At 50.5% G+C, this 19,914-nt stretch carries 10 protein-coding genes; 1 reads left to right on the top strand and 9 read right to left on the bottom strand.

Translation table 11 applies throughout. From position 1 onward, the window contains the following. Nucleotides 1-370: 370 nt before the first annotated feature. Genes FCL48_RS01195 through FCL48_RS01160 form a run of 8 tightly spaced genes read right to left on the bottom strand, consistent with a single transcriptional unit; the run spans nucleotide 371 to nucleotide 16,878 of the window. Nucleotides 371-5,836 carry an ATP-binding protein gene (locus tag FCL48_RS01195; protein WP_136870410.1) on the bottom strand — a complete coding sequence of 1,822 codons (5,466 nt, stop codon included), beginning with the start codon at nucleotides 5,834-5,836 and terminating at the stop codon, nucleotides 371-373. Further along, a complete protein-coding gene (locus FCL48_RS01190; RefSeq protein WP_205747608.1) occupies nucleotides 5,833-7,590 on the bottom strand; it encodes a hypothetical protein in 1,758 nt (585 codons plus the stop codon). Before FCL48_RS01190 ends, FCL48_RS01195 begins: the two co-directional genes overlap by 4 nt. Then, complete coding sequence (locus tag FCL48_RS01185) at nucleotides 7,580-11,752, bottom strand: protein kinase (protein WP_136870409.1); 4,173 nt, start codon at nucleotides 11,750-11,752, stop codon at nucleotides 7,580-7,582. Before FCL48_RS01185 ends, FCL48_RS01190 begins: the two co-directional genes overlap by 11 nt. Further along, nucleotides 11,752-13,158 (bottom strand): restriction endonuclease subunit S, encoded by a 1,407-nt coding sequence (locus FCL48_RS01180; protein WP_136870408.1) that lies wholly within the window; start codon nucleotides 13,156-13,158, stop codon nucleotides 11,752-11,754. Before FCL48_RS01180 ends, FCL48_RS01185 begins: the two co-directional genes overlap by 1 nt. Nucleotides 13,159-13,167: 9 nt before the next feature. After that, nucleotides 13,168-13,533, bottom strand: a complete 366-nt coding sequence (locus FCL48_RS01175; RefSeq protein WP_136870407.1) for a hypothetical protein — start codon at nucleotides 13,531-13,533, stop codon at nucleotides 13,168-13,170. After that, nucleotides 13,523-14,644, bottom strand: a complete 1,122-nt coding sequence (locus FCL48_RS01170; protein ID WP_136870406.1) for a Fic family protein — start codon at nucleotides 14,642-14,644, stop codon at nucleotides 13,523-13,525. The genes FCL48_RS01175 and FCL48_RS01170 overlap by 11 nt, the downstream gene beginning before the upstream one ends. After that, nucleotides 14,641-16,644, bottom strand: a complete 2,004-nt coding sequence (locus FCL48_RS01165; protein WP_136870405.1) for an N-6 DNA methylase — start codon at nucleotides 16,642-16,644, stop codon at nucleotides 14,641-14,643. The genes FCL48_RS01170 and FCL48_RS01165 overlap by 4 nt, the downstream gene beginning before the upstream one ends. A gap of 39 nt (nucleotides 16,645-16,683) precedes the next feature. Then, nucleotides 16,684-16,878 carry a helix-turn-helix domain-containing protein gene (locus FCL48_RS01160; RefSeq protein WP_136870404.1) on the bottom strand — a complete coding sequence of 65 codons (195 nt, stop codon included), beginning with the start codon at nucleotides 16,876-16,878 and terminating at the stop codon, nucleotides 16,684-16,686. Nucleotides 16,879-17,044: 166 nt separating this feature from the next. Between FCL48_RS01160 and FCL48_RS01155 the strand changes: the two genes are divergently transcribed. Then, the gene (locus FCL48_RS01155; RefSeq protein ID WP_136870403.1) at nucleotides 17,045-17,386 is read left to right on the top strand and encodes a helix-turn-helix domain-containing protein; all 342 of its coding nucleotides are present in this window, start codon (nucleotides 17,045-17,047) and stop codon (nucleotides 17,384-17,386) included. 156 nt (nucleotides 17,387-17,542) lie between these two features. Here FCL48_RS01155 and FCL48_RS01150 read toward each other — a convergent pair whose 3' ends face one another. Continuing rightward, nucleotides 17,543-19,339 carry a DUF262 domain-containing protein gene (locus FCL48_RS01150; protein WP_136870402.1) on the bottom strand — a complete coding sequence of 599 codons (1,797 nt, stop codon included), beginning with the start codon at nucleotides 19,337-19,339 and terminating at the stop codon, nucleotides 17,543-17,545. Nucleotides 19,340-19,914 lie beyond the last annotated feature (575 nt).

Below are 19,914 nucleotides of genomic sequence, written 5' to 3'. Positions count from 1 at the left end.
TACCTGTTCAAGTAATGTTATATCATCTCTTTTCATCGCCAACGTCATGCAGAGCAGCAGCCAGGGCTACCGCCCGCTAGATTTGAGAAAAATAAACAATTTCAAACAGCTTAGTCGTTTCGAAAATGCCATGGATCTGGCTGTCTGCTAAAGGTACAGGTTAGTGTTTTCTATTTGCTCGACTCCGAGGGACCTACCCTCATCTTTCGTGTAGCCTCGTGGCACACTATTTCCAAAGTACGTGGAGTGGAGGTAGATTCACTTTTATCCCCGCAAAAATCCAATTCTGATAAATGGTTTTGTTAAATTAAGAGTATAAGTAAGCCTCACTCAACAAGAGTCCATAAATCTACGCCCTGCTCACAACGCATTATTTCACAGCAGTTTTAGTACTCCCGCCATGCTGAGTAATACGAGGACGGCACTTGATCTTTACAGCCCCCCGAGTGAAAGAATCGTCCGAGGCCTTGCTCGACCAGACATAGGCTTCGCCTGTGCCGAGATGATTCATTTTTTCGGAAGTCAAGTCTCCGAGGGCGGCATTGGCTTTTTGGATATGCTTGAGCCAGGCCGGAGAGTTAAACTTATGCATGATGATCTGTGATGACAGTTCGATCAATGAAACCGGAACTGACGGCGGATCTTGGGAGGCTACCATAATGCTGGTCCCTTTGTGTCGCATCTCGCGAACAACCTCTACCAGGCCGGACACAAGGTCATCGTTCTCAATATATTTGTGTGCCTCGTCAAACACTACCAGCTTGTTGAATGCCTTACCGAGGTAGGTTGCCTCGGAAAAGATTTGCAACATCACCACAAACAGTCCGAGAGCCTCGTCTTTTTCAATAAATTCATCTCGCAAATCGACGATGATCAACCGTCCCGGGCGAATCAAATCCTGAAGATGTTGGCTGTCATCAACATACTCGCTCGCGAAAAGCAGGCGTGTCTGGGCCAGATCCTTCAGGTGATCAGATAGACTAGAATTTGTGATCCCGTCACGAATGGCATCTAACGTCAGATTGTCTCTAAGGCCTCGCATGATGAGATTGATCTGCCGCATGTACATGCTCTGGCTGCCGATCGCTCCCATCAGGAATTTCCAGTGGGCGGCCTTCAGTTCAGACGCTGAGAATGCAATAGACCGGACTTCAATGTCAGGGTATTCTGCTCTTCTCTCGGAAACCTTGTTGGAGGGAGTTAGTATCATCACATCTTTCAACGCTACCGGATTTGCTTTATATCGCTCACGCAGAATGCGAATCTCTTCATCGACCGTGTTCGGCTGAATCATAGATGTAAACTCAGGCGCGTAGTCCTGAGTCGGACTATAGTGGAAAATTACGGTGGCCAACGGACTTGGAAGTACATTGATATGTTCAATCGGCATCAAAGACATCTCAATCACTGTTCCCAATGTGTAGCTTTTGCCACCCCCTTGAACACCAAAAAGGCTGATGGTGTGGGTATGATTGAGGTCCAGGGCGATCTTTCTTCCGGATGCTTCTCCAAGTAATCCGTACTGTGGCGAATCGCCATTAACGCCAAGCATGATGTCGTAGCTGACATCGCCGACTGAGACCTGTGTCGTCACGGCCTCTTTAGGTTTTTTATCTTCGATCACAGCCAGTGTCTCTGATCCTACAACTGCAACTTGCTGACCCTCTCCTTTATCTTCCGCTGGACGAGTCAAAACCTTCGCCTTCTGCACAGCAGTATCCGACTCAACCTGCTTATCAGATTTTAAGTTATCAGCCATTGGTGGCATTTCACCTGCAGCTTTGGCTTCAGGAACTTTCTTTATATCTTCTACGCGATCATCCCACAGGCCATCCACGGTCCATGACGTAGACCGTTCCCGCTTGGGTGGGAGAAAACCTGCTTTTGCGAGCTTGGGAACACTCGGAATGAACTGCTCACTGAGAGAATGGGTCGCAGGCTCTTCTTCATTCTCAGCAAAAACTGGTCTGTGGCAATTATCCAATAAAGCATGAATGAGATCCTTGCCGATGCGATGGAATTCAATGCCAACCTCATTATCAGGGGCCTCAGTACCGTTTTTGTAAAAATCAAAGATCAGCGCGCAACGCCTAAACTGAAGTGAATAGCCTTTCTCGATAGACTCCAATAGGCCTCGCGCTTCTTGTGCAGCCAATACATCAAAAATTCCATAACGCAGAGATCGCTCAAGGTAAAAACGGAGAATTTGGGAAAAATCTCGGCTCTTTAGCGGTCTGTCCGGCCGATCCGGTTTTTTAAGTGCCGGGTCAAAGTGCCGCTGGAGAATTCGCTCACTTTGATTGATCTGAGAAGAGATATCTTGCTTGAGCCTATTGAAATCAGCGAAAGTCATATTCTGCTGATAACATTTGACCTCTACCAGATTGCAGGTGACGGTTCTTTCAGCTAAGTCGAGATCGAATAGTGCCAGATCGGTGCGTTGAAGGCTGACGGCGTCACTCAACTCCTCAGCACCTCCGCTGGACCGGTAAAGATCCGTATGTGCATCTAAGGGAACAATAATCTGATTATTCAAGGCACCCTGGTATTCAAGGTACAATCTGGCCAAAGCCAAACCAAGTGCCTCATCTTGCTGTGTAGAAGCGGAAATCAGTTTCAAAGCAAGTTGGCCGGAGAGAGAACGCAGATGGGCTAGTATTTGTACGGACTGCTCACCGTCCGCTGACAACCCATGACGTAAAAGGACCGGCTTTAACATGGCCTTGAGCTCGTCACTTGATCTCGAAGATATAATCAGATTGTGGGTGGCCTGTGAGCTGGCTCCTGGAACATAATCAATCAGATAATCTGGCCTGTTCTTCCTCCCACCATGATCGAAAAACTCAATCCCCATATTCCTGTCAATGGTGAACACCCAATCGCTGACCTGGTGAACCTCATAGATCAATTCACGTTGTGCGACGTCCAGTCCAAGTGTCACAACCGGCACGGCCTTGAAGCTAGCTCCCGATGTGGCCACCGAAGATATCGCAAAGCACAGGTGACGGCTTATAGAAGAAAGAAGATCAAAGCAGGCAGATTGGGAATCCGAATTGAAAGAATAACCCACAACCGGGCACTTGTTCCAGTACGTTCCTGATTCATCATCTATAAACTCGGTATCAAAATCTTGCACCAACCCATGCAGAGGAGTCATCCCCAGAGGTTTCTCTGCGATGGATAGCTCCGCCGCTGGGAAAACATCCAGCAGAACACTGATGTGCGCTGGATATTCCTTGGCGTTGGTATGAAACTCTGACAACGCATGTTTAGCCAGATTCAACTTTGAAAAGAGATGGCTGCCGGTAGAGATTGCAAAGGCATCTGCAGCCTCATTAATTGTTCCTCCCGGGCGAACCATCAACTCTAAAGATTCCCCCAAAACAGGGGAGTCCGGATCCGAAGAGAACAGGCGAATGTCATAGCGCAAGTCAGCGTGCAGATGCTTCTGCTGTAAGGTTAGCAAAGCATCTGCGATCACGGCACCAGCCCCAGGGTTAAAGATGTTCAAGGACAATTCGCGGACGTAAGGATGCTGAGACAGGTAACGCTCTATTTTGTCTGCGATCACCTTGCCGGAAATGTCAAAGCCTGCAGCGGAGGGCTCGTTCAAACCGAGCGCGGAGCAGATCTCAGCCATCAGACCTCGAGAATTTCCTTCCGTGGTGGGAGCGTAAAGCGCCCAAAATGGATTCAGGTTCTCGACAGGAGTAAAAATGCGTCCATCTTCGACGGGAATGGCTACCGGATAAGCTGAGGGGACCAACCCGTCTAAAAGCGCCGACCGGACCTGGGGAATATGATCTTTTCCACCAGACTTAATCTTTTCGATCCAGTCCTTACCAAGTTCCACCCAACTTGCCAGCCACAATGCACGGAGCGGATGCGTTGGCGAAACCAGTACTGCCTCGCGATGCCTTCCACGGAAATCGGTCAAAACAACATGAATGGAATCGATGGCCAGGACATTACGCAGGGCTTGTAAATGCTGTTGCCGCTCAGCGCCCGAGGTCGTTTCGGCTTGCCGCATGAGTCTGCGAACCAGATCAAGATAGGCCTCTGCGTAAGCCAGACATTCCTTCTGGGCATCCCGAAAGGAGAGTCCCTGCATGATCAGTTCAGCGGTATCCTTGCGAACAATAGCAAATAATTCTTCGCGAGTAGCAAGGAAAGACGCCATAGCCGCCGATGACGGAAGAACCAGGCCAGTCTCTGAAGGGATTTCTGCCGTATCCAAATTGATTTGCATCCGCCATCCCGAGAGATGTTTAGGCTCGGACAGTATCCTTTGTTCGATGGTTTTCAGCATTCGCGACAGTGGGATCTGAACTGCGCCTTCTCGTCCGAACTTTGCCAACAGGATTTCCTGGCGGGATGCCTTTTTCGAACGCCCACCTTCAGCCCACGAGACACCGGTCACAGCAACATCCGCAGGATCACGTTCATCGCCGAGCGCCGTGAGCTGCAACCGAAAAAAGGCATGTTCGAGACTTTGCTCTATCGGTATTGCCCGCTGTGGTGGGTCTTCCTCTAAATTTCCACCCGGAAGAACATAGAACGGCTCGCTCTCATAGGTGTGCTTGGCCGTTTCCGACCCGGAATCTGATTCCAGGGGTATTGGATCTCCGTCAGCCGTCCAGGGAAGAACCCTTATAAAATGCCACCCTTCTTCAAACTCGAATTTGTTGAGCTTGGCGAGGTTGGTTGTGCATTGCAGGCGGTTAAGTGCCCAGGGTTTGACCTTCTTGGACTTGCCAACAGGTCCGTCATTCTGCGAAATGATCTGCACCGTAAAATGGTCAAGGCCGCTGACCTTGTTCGGATGTGGATTGACTGCAAAGACTACGTTCATCTTCCGACGGTCGTTGGGCACCAGTACCTGCTGCCCCATGAGTCCAGTCAGCTGGTTGTCGGTTTCATCCTCCAGCACCATGGGCAGATCGGTTTCCATTACAGTCAACAGGACTTTATCTAAAGAAAGCTCTTCCTGAAATTTCCACTTATCAAAAGAGATAGTCCACCAACTCTTCTCTATAGCGATGGCCGGTGTCCAAACCTCTGGCTCCTGAACTTCATATTTCTCAAAAAAAGCGCATAGACAGAATTCGATAGCCTTGTCATTCAGGCAAAGTTCGGCGATTCGTCCGCGGACTGATTTGTGCGAAATCATAAGGTTACGGACGCTATTCAGGTTTCGCATGATCTTCCCATTAACTATTCCGGGGTCAGCAAAGAGTTTGAAATCCGGGATCAGTATCAACTCATACAGACTGGCCCCCAGGGTCTCGCCATCAATGCCATTCGAAAGTGCAGTCAGCAGATATCGCACACGGGCAACATCATCAGCAAACAGCCATTTCTCTTCTGAAAGGATTCCGAAAAGATTACGAACATGACCAATCAAAGTGGCAGGCAGTCGATCAATGAGGGAAACGATCAGATCTTCATAGATCCCAGTGAAGGCAATCTCTTCAAAGGTGGCCACGCCAAACGAATCTTCGGCGCTGGTTCGCAGTGAAGTAGGAATAAAGACCAACAGCGGTTGGCGCAGCTTACCATTCGCATCAGGGTTTCGTAGTTCGACCAGTTTGGTGGATGTGACCCTATAAGGCAGATCTTCCTGATCGTGGCTGCCCAGGATAAAGATGTTGCCATCAGGACGGGTTCGGCGAAGCTCTTTACAAACCGATTCCATAACCTCATCATCGAGGTCGGTGACCCGCATACAGTGGCCCGGGCCGCGATCACAGAGAATCGCTTCGATGCGTGGGCAGAGTAAATCAGCAACTGCCGCGTTCAGTTTGTCTTGGGATAGCTTGGTGAACGCGTTACTCATGCGTGCCTCCCGTTTTTATCTTTTCCATTACATATCTCACCATTTGGCATGGATGCCGATTGGGACGATCGAAGATCGCCCCGCAGGGGTGAGCGTCCGGGATGGCGCGAATCAATTGCATAGCGCGGTGATACCTTTTGGGTCACGTAGGCGTCCGACAGATCCTCATAGAAGCCAATTTCACGCAGACGGCGCTTAAACGCCTCAAGGTTCAGGCGAAGCGCCCGTTTGTCAAGGATGCTGCTATTAATTTGGCTGCCCTCTGGGAGGCGGTCGATGTGAAGGCCATAGCGATTTCTCAAGAAGGCCAACAGCTCTTCAATCCTGACTTCACGGGTTACAAAACGCCCACCGGTCTGGGTGAGGACAGCTACCTGTAAGAGCACTTCGAGTAGTTTGCTGCCCAGGACAAAACGGCGCGGGCTGCCTTTCGCGCGCGGCTGCGCTAACAAGCCGTTTTCTTTATTTTTCAGGAGAAGGGAATCCAAACATTCGGTGATGTACTGCCGGTGATACTTACCCCGGTAAGCCATCAGTATCTCGATGAACGATTCGAACTCTTCCAATCCCATTGAGGTCACTCCCCGGATCTCCGGATCCACATCCTCATTGCCCGCCGTCGATTCTTCAATCAGGCTGGCCAGGCGAAATTTGAAGTAGGCTTGTCGATCAGCATCGTGTTCTAGTTTCAACAGCGAAACCAGATCGCCGATCGAGAACACCCCGCTTGCTGGGGGCGCGAGCTTGCCGGTTTTCTTGCACAGGTATTCCGCCATCTCATCAAGTTTTTTCACGACGAAGTTTGCCTGCACAAAAGCGGGTATCTGACGGTACATGCGGTCAGTGGATTTTCGTGCCAGCTCAGCCATGTGGGGATTATTCACATCACCCATGTCCACAACCAGCGAGTTCCGAAAAGGACATCCCTCGAGCGCATTGTCGAGTCCGGGGTTGATAGGACATTCCTTGATCTCGCAGAGGTCATTGCCGGAGCGCTGCTTGACCAGCTTGGGCAGTATCTGCAGCAGTTTCAGGTGATACAACGCCAGGTGGAAGGCCAACAGCGTCTTCAGGTAATCCACCAGCACCGAGCGAGGAATATAAGGCTCATAGGCCAGCAGGCGCAGAATATCGTCAGCCATAATATCGGCCTGGCCGATACATAGCGGATGGAACCGAGCAGGCTCCTTGGAGTCCTTCATGTCCTGAGTAACCTGGTGATCCAACCGCAAGATTGCCTGGGTCTCCACGTCCACGGATGCGCTGGGATCGTAGCGGTCGGTGACCAGGTCAATGCCGGGGAAAAAGAATCGCCTCAATGCATCACGGGCTGCTTGCCCCTTACCCTTGCGGGCGTAGAACAGCATCCAATAAATATGTTCAGCAGCGCCATAGTCGCGAGTGTGCTTGGCATTGCGGAATTTGTATGTGTTGCCGTGCAACGGTCGCGGTGCCGCAACGGCCTGATTGGCCTTGCCGCGGTTCACCAGATCCATGAGATCGGTTTCGATCCACTTACGAATGATATCAGGATGTTGCCCAAATCCAGAAAACCACTCCGGATGGTCGAGAAAATCCTCTAAAAATTCATCAATAGAAAGGTCTTTACCTCGCGGAGGGCGCCGACTTCCATAACCATCATATTTCAGTCGGGGAAACAGCATCGTTAAGACACGATCCATCTCCGTGTGTTTAAAATCCAAGTAACTGACTTTTGGAATCCTGAACTCTTTGTCTCTACCTTTAATTGACATGGTATTCAGCTCCTTTTTCCGAAACAGTGAGTTGCAGAACACCATTATCCATTCGATCAATCTGATAAAAACGATACCCGCTTTCAGTCAGGAGCACCTCCTGGTATGGGGCAGCCGAAAGAACATTTTTAAAAACAGCCAGACTGAGGCAGAAACCTTCTTCTTCCTCAATGCTTGGCCGATATCCGTTGTTCAACCGCATCAGCATCTCGTAAATATCGAGATTGATCCGCAGGCTCGCCTTGTAGCCATCACTGGAGTCATACAGGAGAACGAGCGCCTGAGACAAACATTCCAGAAAGGGATGGGCCGCCGTTTCCTGCTCGGTACGGAGCGTGAAGTGCTTTCCATCGAACAACCGGTAACTCTGGATAGTGCCCTTATCCACCCGGCGCACCCGCAGCGCCAACTGATTGCCAAGACGTGCCGGATCGCTCAGGCCTTCCCCTCGGTTGATTGCCTGCAGGACTGTTGTAATATCATTTGGATTTTTCACACCAGCGTTTTCAATGGCGGTGAGGAAATGATCGATGCTCCCATAGGGCAGCATCTCCTTCCAGCCAATATCGCGGCGCTCAAAAAAATGGCGGCGGCGCATGTGGGAAAGGTAATTTCGGTGCTTGCTGATCAACCGCGCACGGTTCTTCGATGAATAATCTCGTGGCAGGTTGCGGAACAGCGCCAGGGCAAGATCGTCATCGTATCTTGCTCGTTCGGCAAATGAAAACCGGCTCATGGCCTTGGACTTCGGATCCAGGAAACCCAATTCACGGTCCAAATCCGGATTACTGACTTCGGCCACATCAATCTCCCTGAGGAGTGAAATAAGGCGGTCGTTTGAGTCTTCACTGCCACCCAGCCAGGAGTTGAAATAAAATCCATCCAGAATCCGGTTCTGGTTTTCTTCACCACCGTTTTGGTAGAGCTGGTGAATGCCGTCACAGTCGCGGGTCCCCACCAGCATGAAAGCCAGGGCCGAGCGCAGATCGCGCATGGTGATATGCAACCGCCCTCGCAGATGGGTAATGGTGTAAAGCAACTTCAGGCGCTCTATCACCTTCGGTCCGGCAACAGGGTCTTGGAAGGTCCTGGCGTTGTGGTAGGCGTAGCACTTGCCTTTGAGGTCGCATTTCTCGCAGGCCTGCCAGTATACCTGTTGGCACATGAGGGGAATCAAACGCTCCAAAATCGAGGTCTGGTCTTCCTCTGGTGCGGCAACCACCGAGCGCAGATTGAGATTAATCACCACCACGCCATTCTCGGGGGCGCTGCCCGCCAGCCCTTGCTGAATCTGTTTTGAAAGTAGGGGGAATTCCTCCTCATGCTCCAGGAAGAAATCGACCAAACGGCCCTCGTTAATGGCAATCAGGCGGGTCTGGTTCGCAGGAAAGGCAGAGGCGTCTTTGCCCGCGAAGGGGCCGAAGAACTTCTGCAACACAGCGTCGTTACCCTCGTCGCCTTCATCCTGGCTGCCGTCATAGTTGCTCTGGTATGTGTGATCCTTGAGCTGAAAGAAGGCACCATTTGCGCCGCGCTGCACCTGTGCACCCTTGGTCTCGGCAAAGGCCTCGAACTGCTGGATGAAAGCCGTTTTGCCGTCACCGGCGTTGCCGCTGATGATTACCAGACGGAACTCGCCTTTGAACAAAGCAGGTTGGAGCCTCCTGTCCAGATAAGTTGGCACATAGGTGGCTTTGCCAATCTCGTCCAGACCGCGAGTCCCAGCGTTGGACACCTGGCTCTGGCTGTAAAGGGTAAGCAGATGCGTCACGAAAGGATTGGTATTTGGTTTGGTCGGCTCGAAGCCCAGCTTGGCCACTACCTTTGGACCGGTTCCAATTTCACCGGTGGTAAGCACCGAGCGGAAACGCTTCACCTCGGCCAGGGCCTTCAGGAATTCCGCCACCGAGGCAAAGCGATTCTTACGCTCAGGGGCAATCATCTTCACCAGCACGTTGACCAACGAGGTGCTCAGTTCGGCACATCCTTTGAATTGCTTGGGGTCCTTTGGCTGGGTCTTGATGGGCGGCGTCGGCTCGTCAAACGGGTATTTGCCGGTGAGGCATTCGTAAAAGGAAATACCCAGGGCATAGAGGTCACGATCCATCCGATCCGAAGCATCCGGCTCGCTTGAATAATCGTAGTCCGGCGGTAGATAACGGCGTGTACCACCACTGCCCTGGACCTCATCGTGCTCGGTGACCGCGACGTTGAAGTCGATGATGCGAACGCCCTTGTCGGTCCAGAGCAGGTTGGAAGGCTTGACGTCTTGATGGTAAACACCGTGCGTATGCAGATGAACAAGCCCCTCGGCTGTTTCGCGGACGATGCAAACCGAATCTTCCAAAGAAAGGGCTTCATTATCGATGAGATCCGAAACATCGAGGCCATCAACATATTCAAAGACAATAAACGGCGTTTGCTTCATATCGGCTAATCGGTATGCATAAACAGTATCGACAACATTGGGATGCTTGGGTGTATTCTTGAGTAATTTATACTCCCTGATGAAGCGATCGAAGGTGCTTCTGCGGTCTCTGACCACCAGCTTGAGCACATAAGTTCTATCATCAAATGCATCGAAAACTTTATAGGTAACGGCGAACCCGCCGCTGCCCAGCTTCTTCTGAATACGGAAACGATCCGCCAGAATGAAGTCCTGCGGCAGGTCGGTCAGGTTGTCGGGAGGCTCTAGCAATAAATGGTCCTGGTTACTGACATCCAGAGCGGACCCATTCTTAGCTTCAGGCAGTATAACGTTGTCAAGAGCCTTGCGGGCAATGGCCGCGCTGATGTGGCGATCTTCCGGATCGAACTCGCAGAATTTCTGCAGCCATTCATCGATTCCCTTGGGCAGATCCGGTTTGTGCTCCGATGGCTTCATCGGAAACCTGCCGTCGGCCTCTATCATCTGGTCGACGTTTTCAAAGGCCCGTTCGCCGGTCAACAGCTCGTAAAGAATGAGCCCGAGCGAATACAAATCTGAAGCAATACTCGCTTCTTGTGGTATTGATTCCACTTCTGACTTTACCAACTCCGGAGGCCGATAGGTTGTATCGATATCCTCAACGATTTGTCCGGCGATGGTACTTTCTTTGCTGCGATTCTTGCCCACCCTGGCAAAGTCGAAACCGGTAACCCGCGCTTGGCCGCCCTTGGTCACCAAGATGGCGTCCGGGGTCAGATTACGATGGATCACTTCGTGACGGTGGGCATGATCCAGAGCCGAGAGTACGTCTCGCATCACCTGCAGCTTCTGATCAAAGGTGAGTGCCAGGGATACCTTATTGATGTGCAACCGCAGGGCCTGGCCGGGCAGATCCTCGGTGACCAACACCACTTTATCTTCGTCGTCATTGACGAAGAGATCCTTCACCGCCAGCACATTGGCGTGGGCCGGCATGTGCGCCACGGCACGGTAGGCGTTGCTGATTTTTTTGAACTCTTCCTTGCGAGTCGTTTCATCTTGATAAGGATCGGCCTGATACACCCGCAAACGGGCCAGGCCGCCGCTCTTGCCCAGGAGATTGTGTTTGGCACGGTATTCGGTATAGCGGTCGGTACCACCCAGCTTCTCTTCCACCTGCCAGTCACGGAACACTAGGGCCGCACTTTTAGGCTTGGCGTTACCGGTGATGGCTTTTGCGATCTGGGAGTGGAAGCGGTTGATATTGTTCAGACGGTTGGCGGGGATGCGGCTTTGGTCGCGGAAGTATTTCAGGCAGTGCTTGAAATCGGTCACGTCCGGTCCGTCGATGCCCGCCTGGTCAAAGAGAGTGGTATTGTCGGCGGTGAGCAGCACCGTGGCATGCACATGGACTTTGCGCAACTCGATCAGGCCGGTGTTGCTCTCACGGATGATGGTTGCCATGGTCTTGGCGTGGCTGCGCAGCTTGGCCAATGGGGAGTGGAACGGTTGTCGCCCCTCGGGATACCACTTGGAGCCATACACATCGATATTCCCGCGCGTACCTTTGACATCCACCAGGTAAACCGCGTGAGGCGCGAGGATGGCGATGTCGATTTCGAATACCTCCTCACCCTGGCGCATCTCGCAGTTATGGAAGATTAGCCAGCCCTCGGGCAGATGATCCCGAAGGAAACCTATGGCCTGGCGTTCGGCGTCGTTCACGGGTTGCCCGATGGGTATGACCTTTGCCATTAGCTACCTACCTCTTCAATGGTCTTTTCAATGAGAGTACGAGCCTCATATTCAAGATTTATTGCAGCATCGCGCAGATCCAATGCCTCCCACACACCAGCACCAATTTGACTTCGAATTCCTTGTTCCGGCCAAGGAATCTCAAGATTGCGAATTCGTCCTGCATCTAGGTGTGGGATACTAGATCCAGCGGCCTCCCGTTTAAGAAGCCTAGTGCCATACTCAGTTGACAGCAACGCAAAGATATAACCATTGTCGTCAGCATTGTGCGCCTGTATTCGAACCATATTGTTTGTGCAAGCAACACCATTTAGATGACTGCTCACATGGACGGGACGACCTATTAATCCTGTTACTTGCCCGGAATCCTGGACAAGAATCATGCCTCTCTTGAGCATAAGGTTATTTTGTTCAACTATGTCTTTCTTGAGATATAGGTCTGTCGTAGGAGTGATTTCGTATATCTCCTTTCCAGTAAAGTAGGGGTAACCATATTTAGGGTCGTCCGCATATTGGCGCTTAAATATGGTAGGGATAAAAACCTGAGCTGTATCCATAAGTTTCTTTTTCCCTAGAAGAACTCCGGCCTTATCGAAAATAGAACGCGCAAACGAGTTCAACTCGCTGTAATAAAAAGCATCCATCCGAACTAGAAGTGATTTTGATGGCTGGACGGTTAAGGATGGCGAGCTTGCTCCGCGAAAGGCCCTTGGTACGGGAATCTTGAGTTTGGTGTAAACAAGTTGAATTGCATTCTTGATGAGTTCGGTTGCAAGAACTCGGTTTTCTGCGGCCTTCTGAACCTTGTCGTGAATGCTTTTTTCATATTCATTCGAGAAGCGTGGAACGGGAAGACTGGCTATATTCTCCGCTTCAATGTGAACTATGATCGAACCAAAGGTCCCCCCAGTAATGAGGGGAACTCCAAACTTCGAAGTCAAGAACGCATATAGATATCCTTGCCGTATTTTTTGTTCATCAGGTATAATTTTAAGGACATCCTGCGATATCGCGGTGTCAACCATATCTGTCCGCATAAAGGCCATGCGGCCAATAGTGCCCGATCTCGTAATCAGGGTCGATCCAGGAGGACATTGGAAGAGGTGGTTGTTAGCCACTTGCTTCCTAGAAATGCATGGCTGATTTGATAAATCAGTCTTAAGAATGTCTGAACTTCGGAGAAAAGGCATTCCATGGATAGTATCATCAGCCCAGACGATTTTGTCTTGCCCTACATGATACATTCCTTCAATTCCACCTTTGGTAAGCTCAACCAGTTTGTCTTTACGACAAAGCATACGCTCGATTTTTTTTCGAGCCTCTACGCTCCCCTTTACAAATGGACCGCAATCCAGTCGATGCTCTTCCTCTATGATCCACGTGCTGGGTATTGTTCTAATGATCATTCTGATATCTCACCAGTTTCGAGGAATTTGCTGAGTATTATGACCATGCCCTGTGAACTGGGGAGTGAAATTCACTTTTAGATCAACCTGGTCAAAGTCGTAACTCTCAATGAGCTGGTGCAACATCTTCTGCATCAGCAGCCTGTTGTACGACACGCTTTCTTTGTTGCTAACAACGATATTGATAAAAAAAATATCTGAACCGCTATCCTCTGCAGCACCCTCTCCAATTTCTGTACTGGTAATAGTAGTCATTCCCTCGACTGCTTTTTCGCTGTGTCTCACCGAATCACTACAAACTATATTGCGCATCATTATTTCCATTCCGTGAGACACAAGGTAGTTTGTGGTGAATTCACGATACTCAAAACGCATGGTATCCCTCGGCGATGTTCAGAAGTCCGGGATAGGTCAAGATGGCAGCGCGTCTGCCGCTTCCGGACTGGAGTTCTTGGAGAACGCCTTCATTTTTGAGAACGGCCAGTATTCGTTGGGCGGTGGGTTTGGGTATATTCGCGGAACGGACAAAATCCGAGCTTTTAAAAATGGGTCTCTCAAATATCCAATCCAAAGCATGAATGGCATACTGGGAATGTGTCAATTCAGTGAATTGCGGCTTCATCTCATTGTAAAGTCCCAGTATTTTCTGAGCCTTGTCAAGATTCTCTTCCGCCTGGATGCGGATCACCTTCAGAAAAAAGGCACACCATCCGTCCCAGTCATCATCACGTGAGATAGCCAGAAGTCTTTCATAGTATTCATCCCGGTGGCTTTCCAGATAGGCACTGATATAAAAGACTGGTTGTTTGATAAGCCCAGCTTGGTTCAGGTAGAGCGGAATCAACATACGGCCCAGTCGTCCGTTGCCATCCAGAAAAGGATGCAGGGCTTCGAATTCCGCATGAATCAAGGCTAACTGCACCAGTCGATCCGGCGCTTCCTCATGAAGGTACTTCTCCCAGCAAGACATGGCCGCAGGTAATTTTTCTGCGCTGAGGGGAACATAGCGGGCCTTTTCAATGGGACAGCCCTTTGGGCCAATCCAGTTGGGAATTTTGCGGTATTGACCAGGAGCCTTGCCGTGGCCACGGACGCTGTTTAATAAAATTTTGTGGCACTCAAGAATGATGCGTTGACATAAAGGCAACGTGTTCAGATGTTCAGTGGCATACCGCATCGCCTTTCGATAATTGAGTATCTCCCATATGTCGGCCTCTTTCGCTGATGTAGGTTCGTCCGTTTCACCCTTGGCCTCGTATTCCAGTACCTCACCCATGGTGGCCTGGGTACCTTCAATACGTGATGACAACACAGCCTCTTGGGTGGTCAACGGGCTTAACAACACATTCACATTGGGAATGGCAGCCAATATCCCGTCATACCGTGCCACTGCTGCGTTGGCAGGTCCAATCAGCGGCACAAGCTGCGCCCAATTAAGTTCTTTGGGAGGGAACCTCCCTTCGTGATACAAAACCGGTACGCTCATCCGTTTTGCTCCTTGAGAAATGCGCGGTACTTCTCAGCGATGACCGGCAGATCATTGTCCTCAATTTTTTCACTGCGGGTCAGGGTCCGTTCCACAAAACGTCCGCTGATGCGGATACGTTCAACAGAGGTGCGCGGCTCGACAATCTCCTCGCCGTCCGGCGTGCGCTTGTAGAGTTTGTTGCCACGGCGGTCAAAGCCAACCTTGTCGGCTACGGCCATGAAGACCGGGTATTCCTCAACGCCGCCCAGGGCTTCACGCTTCTTTTCTTCATCGCTCTTGCGACGCAGGAAGAGCAAGCTGGTAAGGATGTTGACGTTGGCCTCGGCAATAAAGGCTTCCACCGGCAAATCGATGGAGGCAAGGACTTGCGTTTCTCGCATTATCCACCATCGGATATATTCGGCTGCGGGATTGCCGAGTAGGCCGTCTGGTAAAACAATACCCAAACGTCCAGTTCCAGGCTTGATCCATCGTATGCAGCGTTCAACAAAAAGAATTTCTGGGGAAACACTGCCTTGCATTCTTCCAGTGTTTCGAAATCCCCCCTCATCATCACGTTCCCAACTATGCGCCAGCTCGTATTGTTCGAGAATATGCTTATCGGTGATCGGGATGTCCGAACCAAACGGCGGATTGGTTGCGATGATATCGACTGAGCCCAGCGGAATTTCTTTTTTAGCTATTTGCAGATCGTCGAGATGGCCAAGAGGGAATTCAAGGGAATTGATGTTGTAAATGTGGCCGCGGCCATCACCGGCAAGGACCATGTTCATCTGGGAGGCACGAATAAGAAACTGATCAAAATCAGCACCGAAAGTGTTGGTCGCCGCATATTCTTTCAGACGCTCGTGGACGGTCAGAAATTCGCTGGTGTTCTCGTTCCCGGGCTGCGTCTCTTGTTCTTCCCGGAACTTCTTCAGCATGTAACCAAGGGTGGCGACGAGGAAGCCCCCGGTCCCGCATGCTGGATCCAGGAGCGTTTCATTTTCCTTGGGCGCAAGCATTTCTACGACCAACTTCACCACGCCCCGCGGTGTAAAATACTGGCCCCGGTCGCCCCGCAGGTTGACGCCGACCAATTCTTGGTAAGCCACTCCCTTGGCGTCGACATCCGTACGGGTAAAGTCATACTTTGCCAGTTCGGAAACGATAAAGGCCAGAGCTCTGTCCGAAAGCGAAATTTCTTCGTTACCCCGGAAGATGTTCTTGAACTGTTTTTTGACCTCGGCGAAGAGCTCCTCAATGCGTTTACGGATCGCCTTGCGACCCTCGATTTCAAATTGTTCCTTGGGGCCAGCCCAAAATCGGCATTTCCAGGCTTGGCGCTGCTTGGCCCGGAGGTTTTCATCATGCATCTTGCAGAAAATAAGATAGAGGAATTGCCAGAAAGCAGCATCCTTGGGCATTCCTTCGTTGCCATGGATGTAATTGTGGCAGCGGCGAAAGGTGATTTTCAACATCTCTTGGTCGGCAACACGAGTATGGGCGTCGGAGATGACCTCCTTGGTGCCGACGGACTCTTCGGCCATGGGCCAGTCGCCGATAGGGTTGCACTTGGTCTCAAAACGCTTCTGCTCTTTTTCAAGGAAGAAAAATTCAAGGCCGTTGGTCCAGAGACCATACTTGATGGCCTCTATATCGCGCATAATGCTTTCCAAGTCATCCAAGTCGTCGGCGGCCTGCTCGAAATCCCGGATACGTGCGGCGTGTTTGCCGACATTCGGTTCAGGGCGGCAGAGTACTGCCCGGCCAAGATTCTCGATGGTGTGGTCCTTACCGTGGTGGAAGATTGCGACATCCACCTTCTTACGCCCGCCAATTGCGAAATCATTCACCATGTCTTCGGGAGAAAAGCCATATTCGTGGATCAGGGCACGGACAATCCGTTGCCGAACCAGCTCTTTCTTTGTTTCCTTAACTTGATTTCCGGAGACGTAGTCGAGAGTGTATCCCGCCGGAATGGTGTTCTCGGCCGGAGAATCCTTTTGTTTGCTCATAAAAAAACTCCATTCACCAGGTAAAGCTCATTTCTGGCTTTACTCGCTGACATTCTTGGTTGCGTGTTTCTGCTGTTCGATCCACATATCAATATCTTTGCGGGAGAATCGCCATTGCCCTCTCACCTTGAAGGCAGGCAGTTCACCGGACTGAGCCATGGTGTAGATCGTTTTTTCACCGACTTTGAGCAAGGCAGCTACATTTCTAATTTTTAAGACTTCATCATTTTGCATGCCGCCTCTCCTTTATGGGCAGTTGTCCGCCAAAGGTTTTAGCACCTGAATAAAAGGAATTCTCCAAACACTGAGCAATGCTACGTTAGAAAATACCAAACTTCAGCAAATATTACCAAGTAAATTTTGTGTTGCGTAACACTAAACAGTGAGTTATATAAAGTTGATGAAGAATTTTGGTGAAACTATACGCGAACTAAGAGTCGCACAAGATCTAGGGCTACGCGAAACTGCGGTTAAGGTTGGGATATCCCCAGCCTACCTTAGCCGAATCGAGAGAGGCAAAGAACGCCCGCCACGCCCTGAAATTATTAAGGTACTGGCTAAATTGTTAGCCGCTGACCCAGATGTTCTGTTCCGATTGTCGTCCTCTACCGACCCGGAGATCGTTGATTTCCTCCATGACCAACCTGAAGCTATGAATCTCATTCATTTTATTATTGATAATAAATTTTCACCAAATGAGATTGAGCAACTTCTCAAATCGGCCCAATCAATAAGATCTTAAAAATTACCATCCGTTTTCGTTTATGCGTTTTGCTGTCCGCTTCACGTCAATGGATTGAGCCTCTCAATCATCGCTAGCTGCTAATTCCCCTGGACAGTCTATCTACCATTGGTCTGGATGTTACGAACCGGTTGCTGTTGTTGTTTCGATAAGGCATCATAGGATTTCAAACCAGTCTTTGATTTTCAAGGCCATGAGTTTACGCCGTTGCTGAAGAAAGTCGTCGTAGGCAGGGATAACTCCATCAAGGAGGGATTCCGGCAGGCAACTCATCCTAAGGTTGGCACGCATCTCTTCACGTTCCGTAATACCGCCGTATTTCTTTGCGCCACCGGCACACTGTTCGGCCAGTTCTTTAAAATAGATCTCCGGGGCTTTTGCGCCAATGGCAATGTTGATCTCGCTTTGGGCAAGCACAAAGTTGGCAATCTGATTGTATCGGCCGCGAGTAAGCCCCTGGCTTTTGAGATGATTGCGCGGAAAGACATGGTGCACATCGCTGCGGTTCAGCATTAGGTCTAAGACGTTGATGTCACGCGAAAGAAATCCCTTGTCAGTCAATTTCACCTGTGCAGCTTTGTAGGCGAGAAAGTAGGGACTCTGACCGGATGAGGTGTCCATGAGCTGGGGTAGCATGCCGGTCCAATAGCTTTCGGGCAGTTCCGTCTCTATCACCGAAGCAGTGTAAGGCACCAAGCCCCTACCCTCGATCTGTCGGATATCGAAGTCGAAGGCTGTTTCCGGGCTGGCAGTGTAGCGGCCACGGAGAATTGAGAGCGCATACCAGCGCCGCACCAGCTGTTCGAGATCGGCGGCGGGCACATTCTCGGCTCGGCCGCGCAGGTAAAGGATATAAGCAAAATTAACAGCATTTTTGCCGCCTATCAAGTCGCTGGTGACAAAACCCGCCGACCGCAGAATCATTGTAAAACGATCGAAATGGGTTTTGCTGATGAAATGAAGAATACCCTGCTTGAGGCGGGCGAACGAGGCCTCAGCAATAGCATCTTCATATTGCCGGGTTTCGAAGTTGCGGCCAGAGAGTAGCGCCACCAGATCCGCCAGTTTGCCTCGGCCAAATTCCGCAGTGAAGGCTACCCGCAGCATGTCGGTATAGGTGGGATCGTAGATGTCATCGTTGACATCTTTTAGCCAGCGCATTTGCGGCAAGAACTCGGAGGCTGCAAATGCTTTGTCTCCCTTTTCGATGCGGCCAAGAAACTCGGGCGCAACAGCCAGATGGCAGAAATAATCAATAGCTTTGCGCAGCATGTTGCCGCCATAAGTTTCATTGGCGGCAATCTTTGACATGGCAAAGTCAGCTTGCGACAGTTCGGCGCCGGCGGAATTCACTCGGATGAAAATCTCAGTTACAGTCTCGATGTCAAGGTCTTCGGCGAGTTCGATCAGGCCGACATGGTTGTTGATTATCTTGCCAAGTTTCTGCAGGACCTTACCAACTTTTTTCCGGTCGGAGGCGGTGTTCTTGGCAACATACTCCTCGGTCAGGTCTATCAGATCAGCATCGGGAGCGAAGACCGCAGCCACATCTTCAATCCATGCCCCATCTTTGCGGATGGCCGGGTTGGCGACTTCAAATTTTTCCGTCTGAGGGTGGAAGGCAATGCGGATACGAATGGTCTCGTAATCCTTAGTCAGGACCTCGCGCCCAAGCAACCCGGCCATCAAGGCGGTGACCCGTTGCTGACCATCGATGAGGATCCGCTTACCGGCAGAAGGGGTGCCATCCTTGAGTTTCACCGTAGGATTACGCCAAGCGATGAGGTAACCGACAGGATAGCCATGGTAGAGCGAGTCGAGAAGATTGCGGACCTTAGTAGGCTCCCAAACGAATGGGCGCTGAATTTCAGGGATCGCAATCTCGCCAGACTTAACCCAGGTGAGCAGAGTTTCAATGGGATGCGGGGTGACTGAGTAGCGTTGCGTCGACATAGTTTCGATTTTACTCCAGTAATTTCGCTCAGCAATCCCTCTGTCCCCTGTCCCAGTGCGAGGATATCGGCGCTGATTTAGGTTAGGGCGAGGAGCTGCGGCGGCTTTTAAAAGTGACGGGTGGAGCTGACCTCATAGCCGATTTTGGTATCGGCTTCGACACAGCTTGTTAATCGGGTTTATGGTTGCCGGACACATAGACGGATTTTGCAAACACTCAAATACAGTCGCATAAACGACTTAATTCCAATTTTATGTCCGCAAATGACATTTCCTGTCTGGACCCTTTTTTCTTGCGATTAATTTTGTTCCACAGCCAGGACCATTACATTGACAAGCAAGACCATTTGGAACCGCATTGATATGCTTCATTAATCTTGAATGTGTATCAAGACTCCATGAAATTTTTACCTTAGCCATTAAAGATCTTCTTTTGCCCTCTTGTTATCTATAAATAGCTAGGTAAACTACCTTCTTGAAATTTTGAGGGACATCCTTTGTTTTCACAGCACTCAATGACATGACCGTAATAATAATGCTACCACCACGACATGGCAGTGTCCCATGCAATTACT

Source organism: Desulforhopalus sp. IMCC35007, assembly GCF_005116575.1.
GTDB lineage: Bacteria > Desulfobacterota > Desulfobulbia > Desulfobulbales > Desulfocapsaceae > Desulforhopalus_A.
Note: the sequence above shows the minus strand (reverse complement) of the source record. Positions and strands in the feature narration are given on the sequence as shown.

Excerpts from the sequence above, each read along its gene's own strand:
- FCL48_RS01190 (WP_205747608.1), bottom strand. The coding sequence starts at position 7,590 with ATGTCAATTAAAGGTAGAGACAAAGAGTTCAGGATTCCAAAAGTCAGT.
- FCL48_RS01180 (WP_136870408.1), bottom strand. The coding sequence starts at position 13,158 with ATGATCATTAGAACAATACCCAGCACGTGGATCATAGAGGAAGAGCAT.
- FCL48_RS01155 (WP_136870403.1), top strand. The coding sequence starts at position 17,045 with ATGAAGAATTTTGGTGAAACTATACGCGAACTAAGAGTCGCACAAGAT.
- FCL48_RS01165 (WP_136870405.1), bottom strand. The coding sequence starts at position 16,644 with ATGAGCAAACAAAAGGATTCTCCGGCCGAGAACACCATTCCGGCGGGA.
- FCL48_RS01185 (WP_136870409.1), bottom strand. The coding sequence starts at position 11,752 with ATGGCAAAGGTCATACCCATCGGGCAACCCGTGAACGACGCCGAACGC.
- FCL48_RS01150 (WP_136870402.1), bottom strand. The coding sequence starts at position 19,339 with ATGTCGACGCAACGCTACTCAGTCACCCCGCATCCCATTGAAACTCTG.
- FCL48_RS01160 (WP_136870404.1), bottom strand. The coding sequence starts at position 16,878 with ATGCAAAATGATGAAGTCTTAAAAATTAGAAATGTAGCTGCCTTGCTC.
- FCL48_RS01175 (WP_136870407.1), bottom strand. The coding sequence starts at position 13,533 with ATGCGTTTTGAGTATCGTGAATTCACCACAAACTACCTTGTGTCTCAC.
- FCL48_RS01195 (WP_136870410.1), bottom strand. The coding sequence starts at position 5,836 with ATGAGTAACGCGTTCACCAAGCTATCCCAAGACAAACTGAACGCGGCA.
- FCL48_RS01170 (WP_136870406.1), bottom strand. The coding sequence starts at position 14,644 with ATGAGCGTACCGGTTTTGTATCACGAAGGGAGGTTCCCTCCCAAAGAA.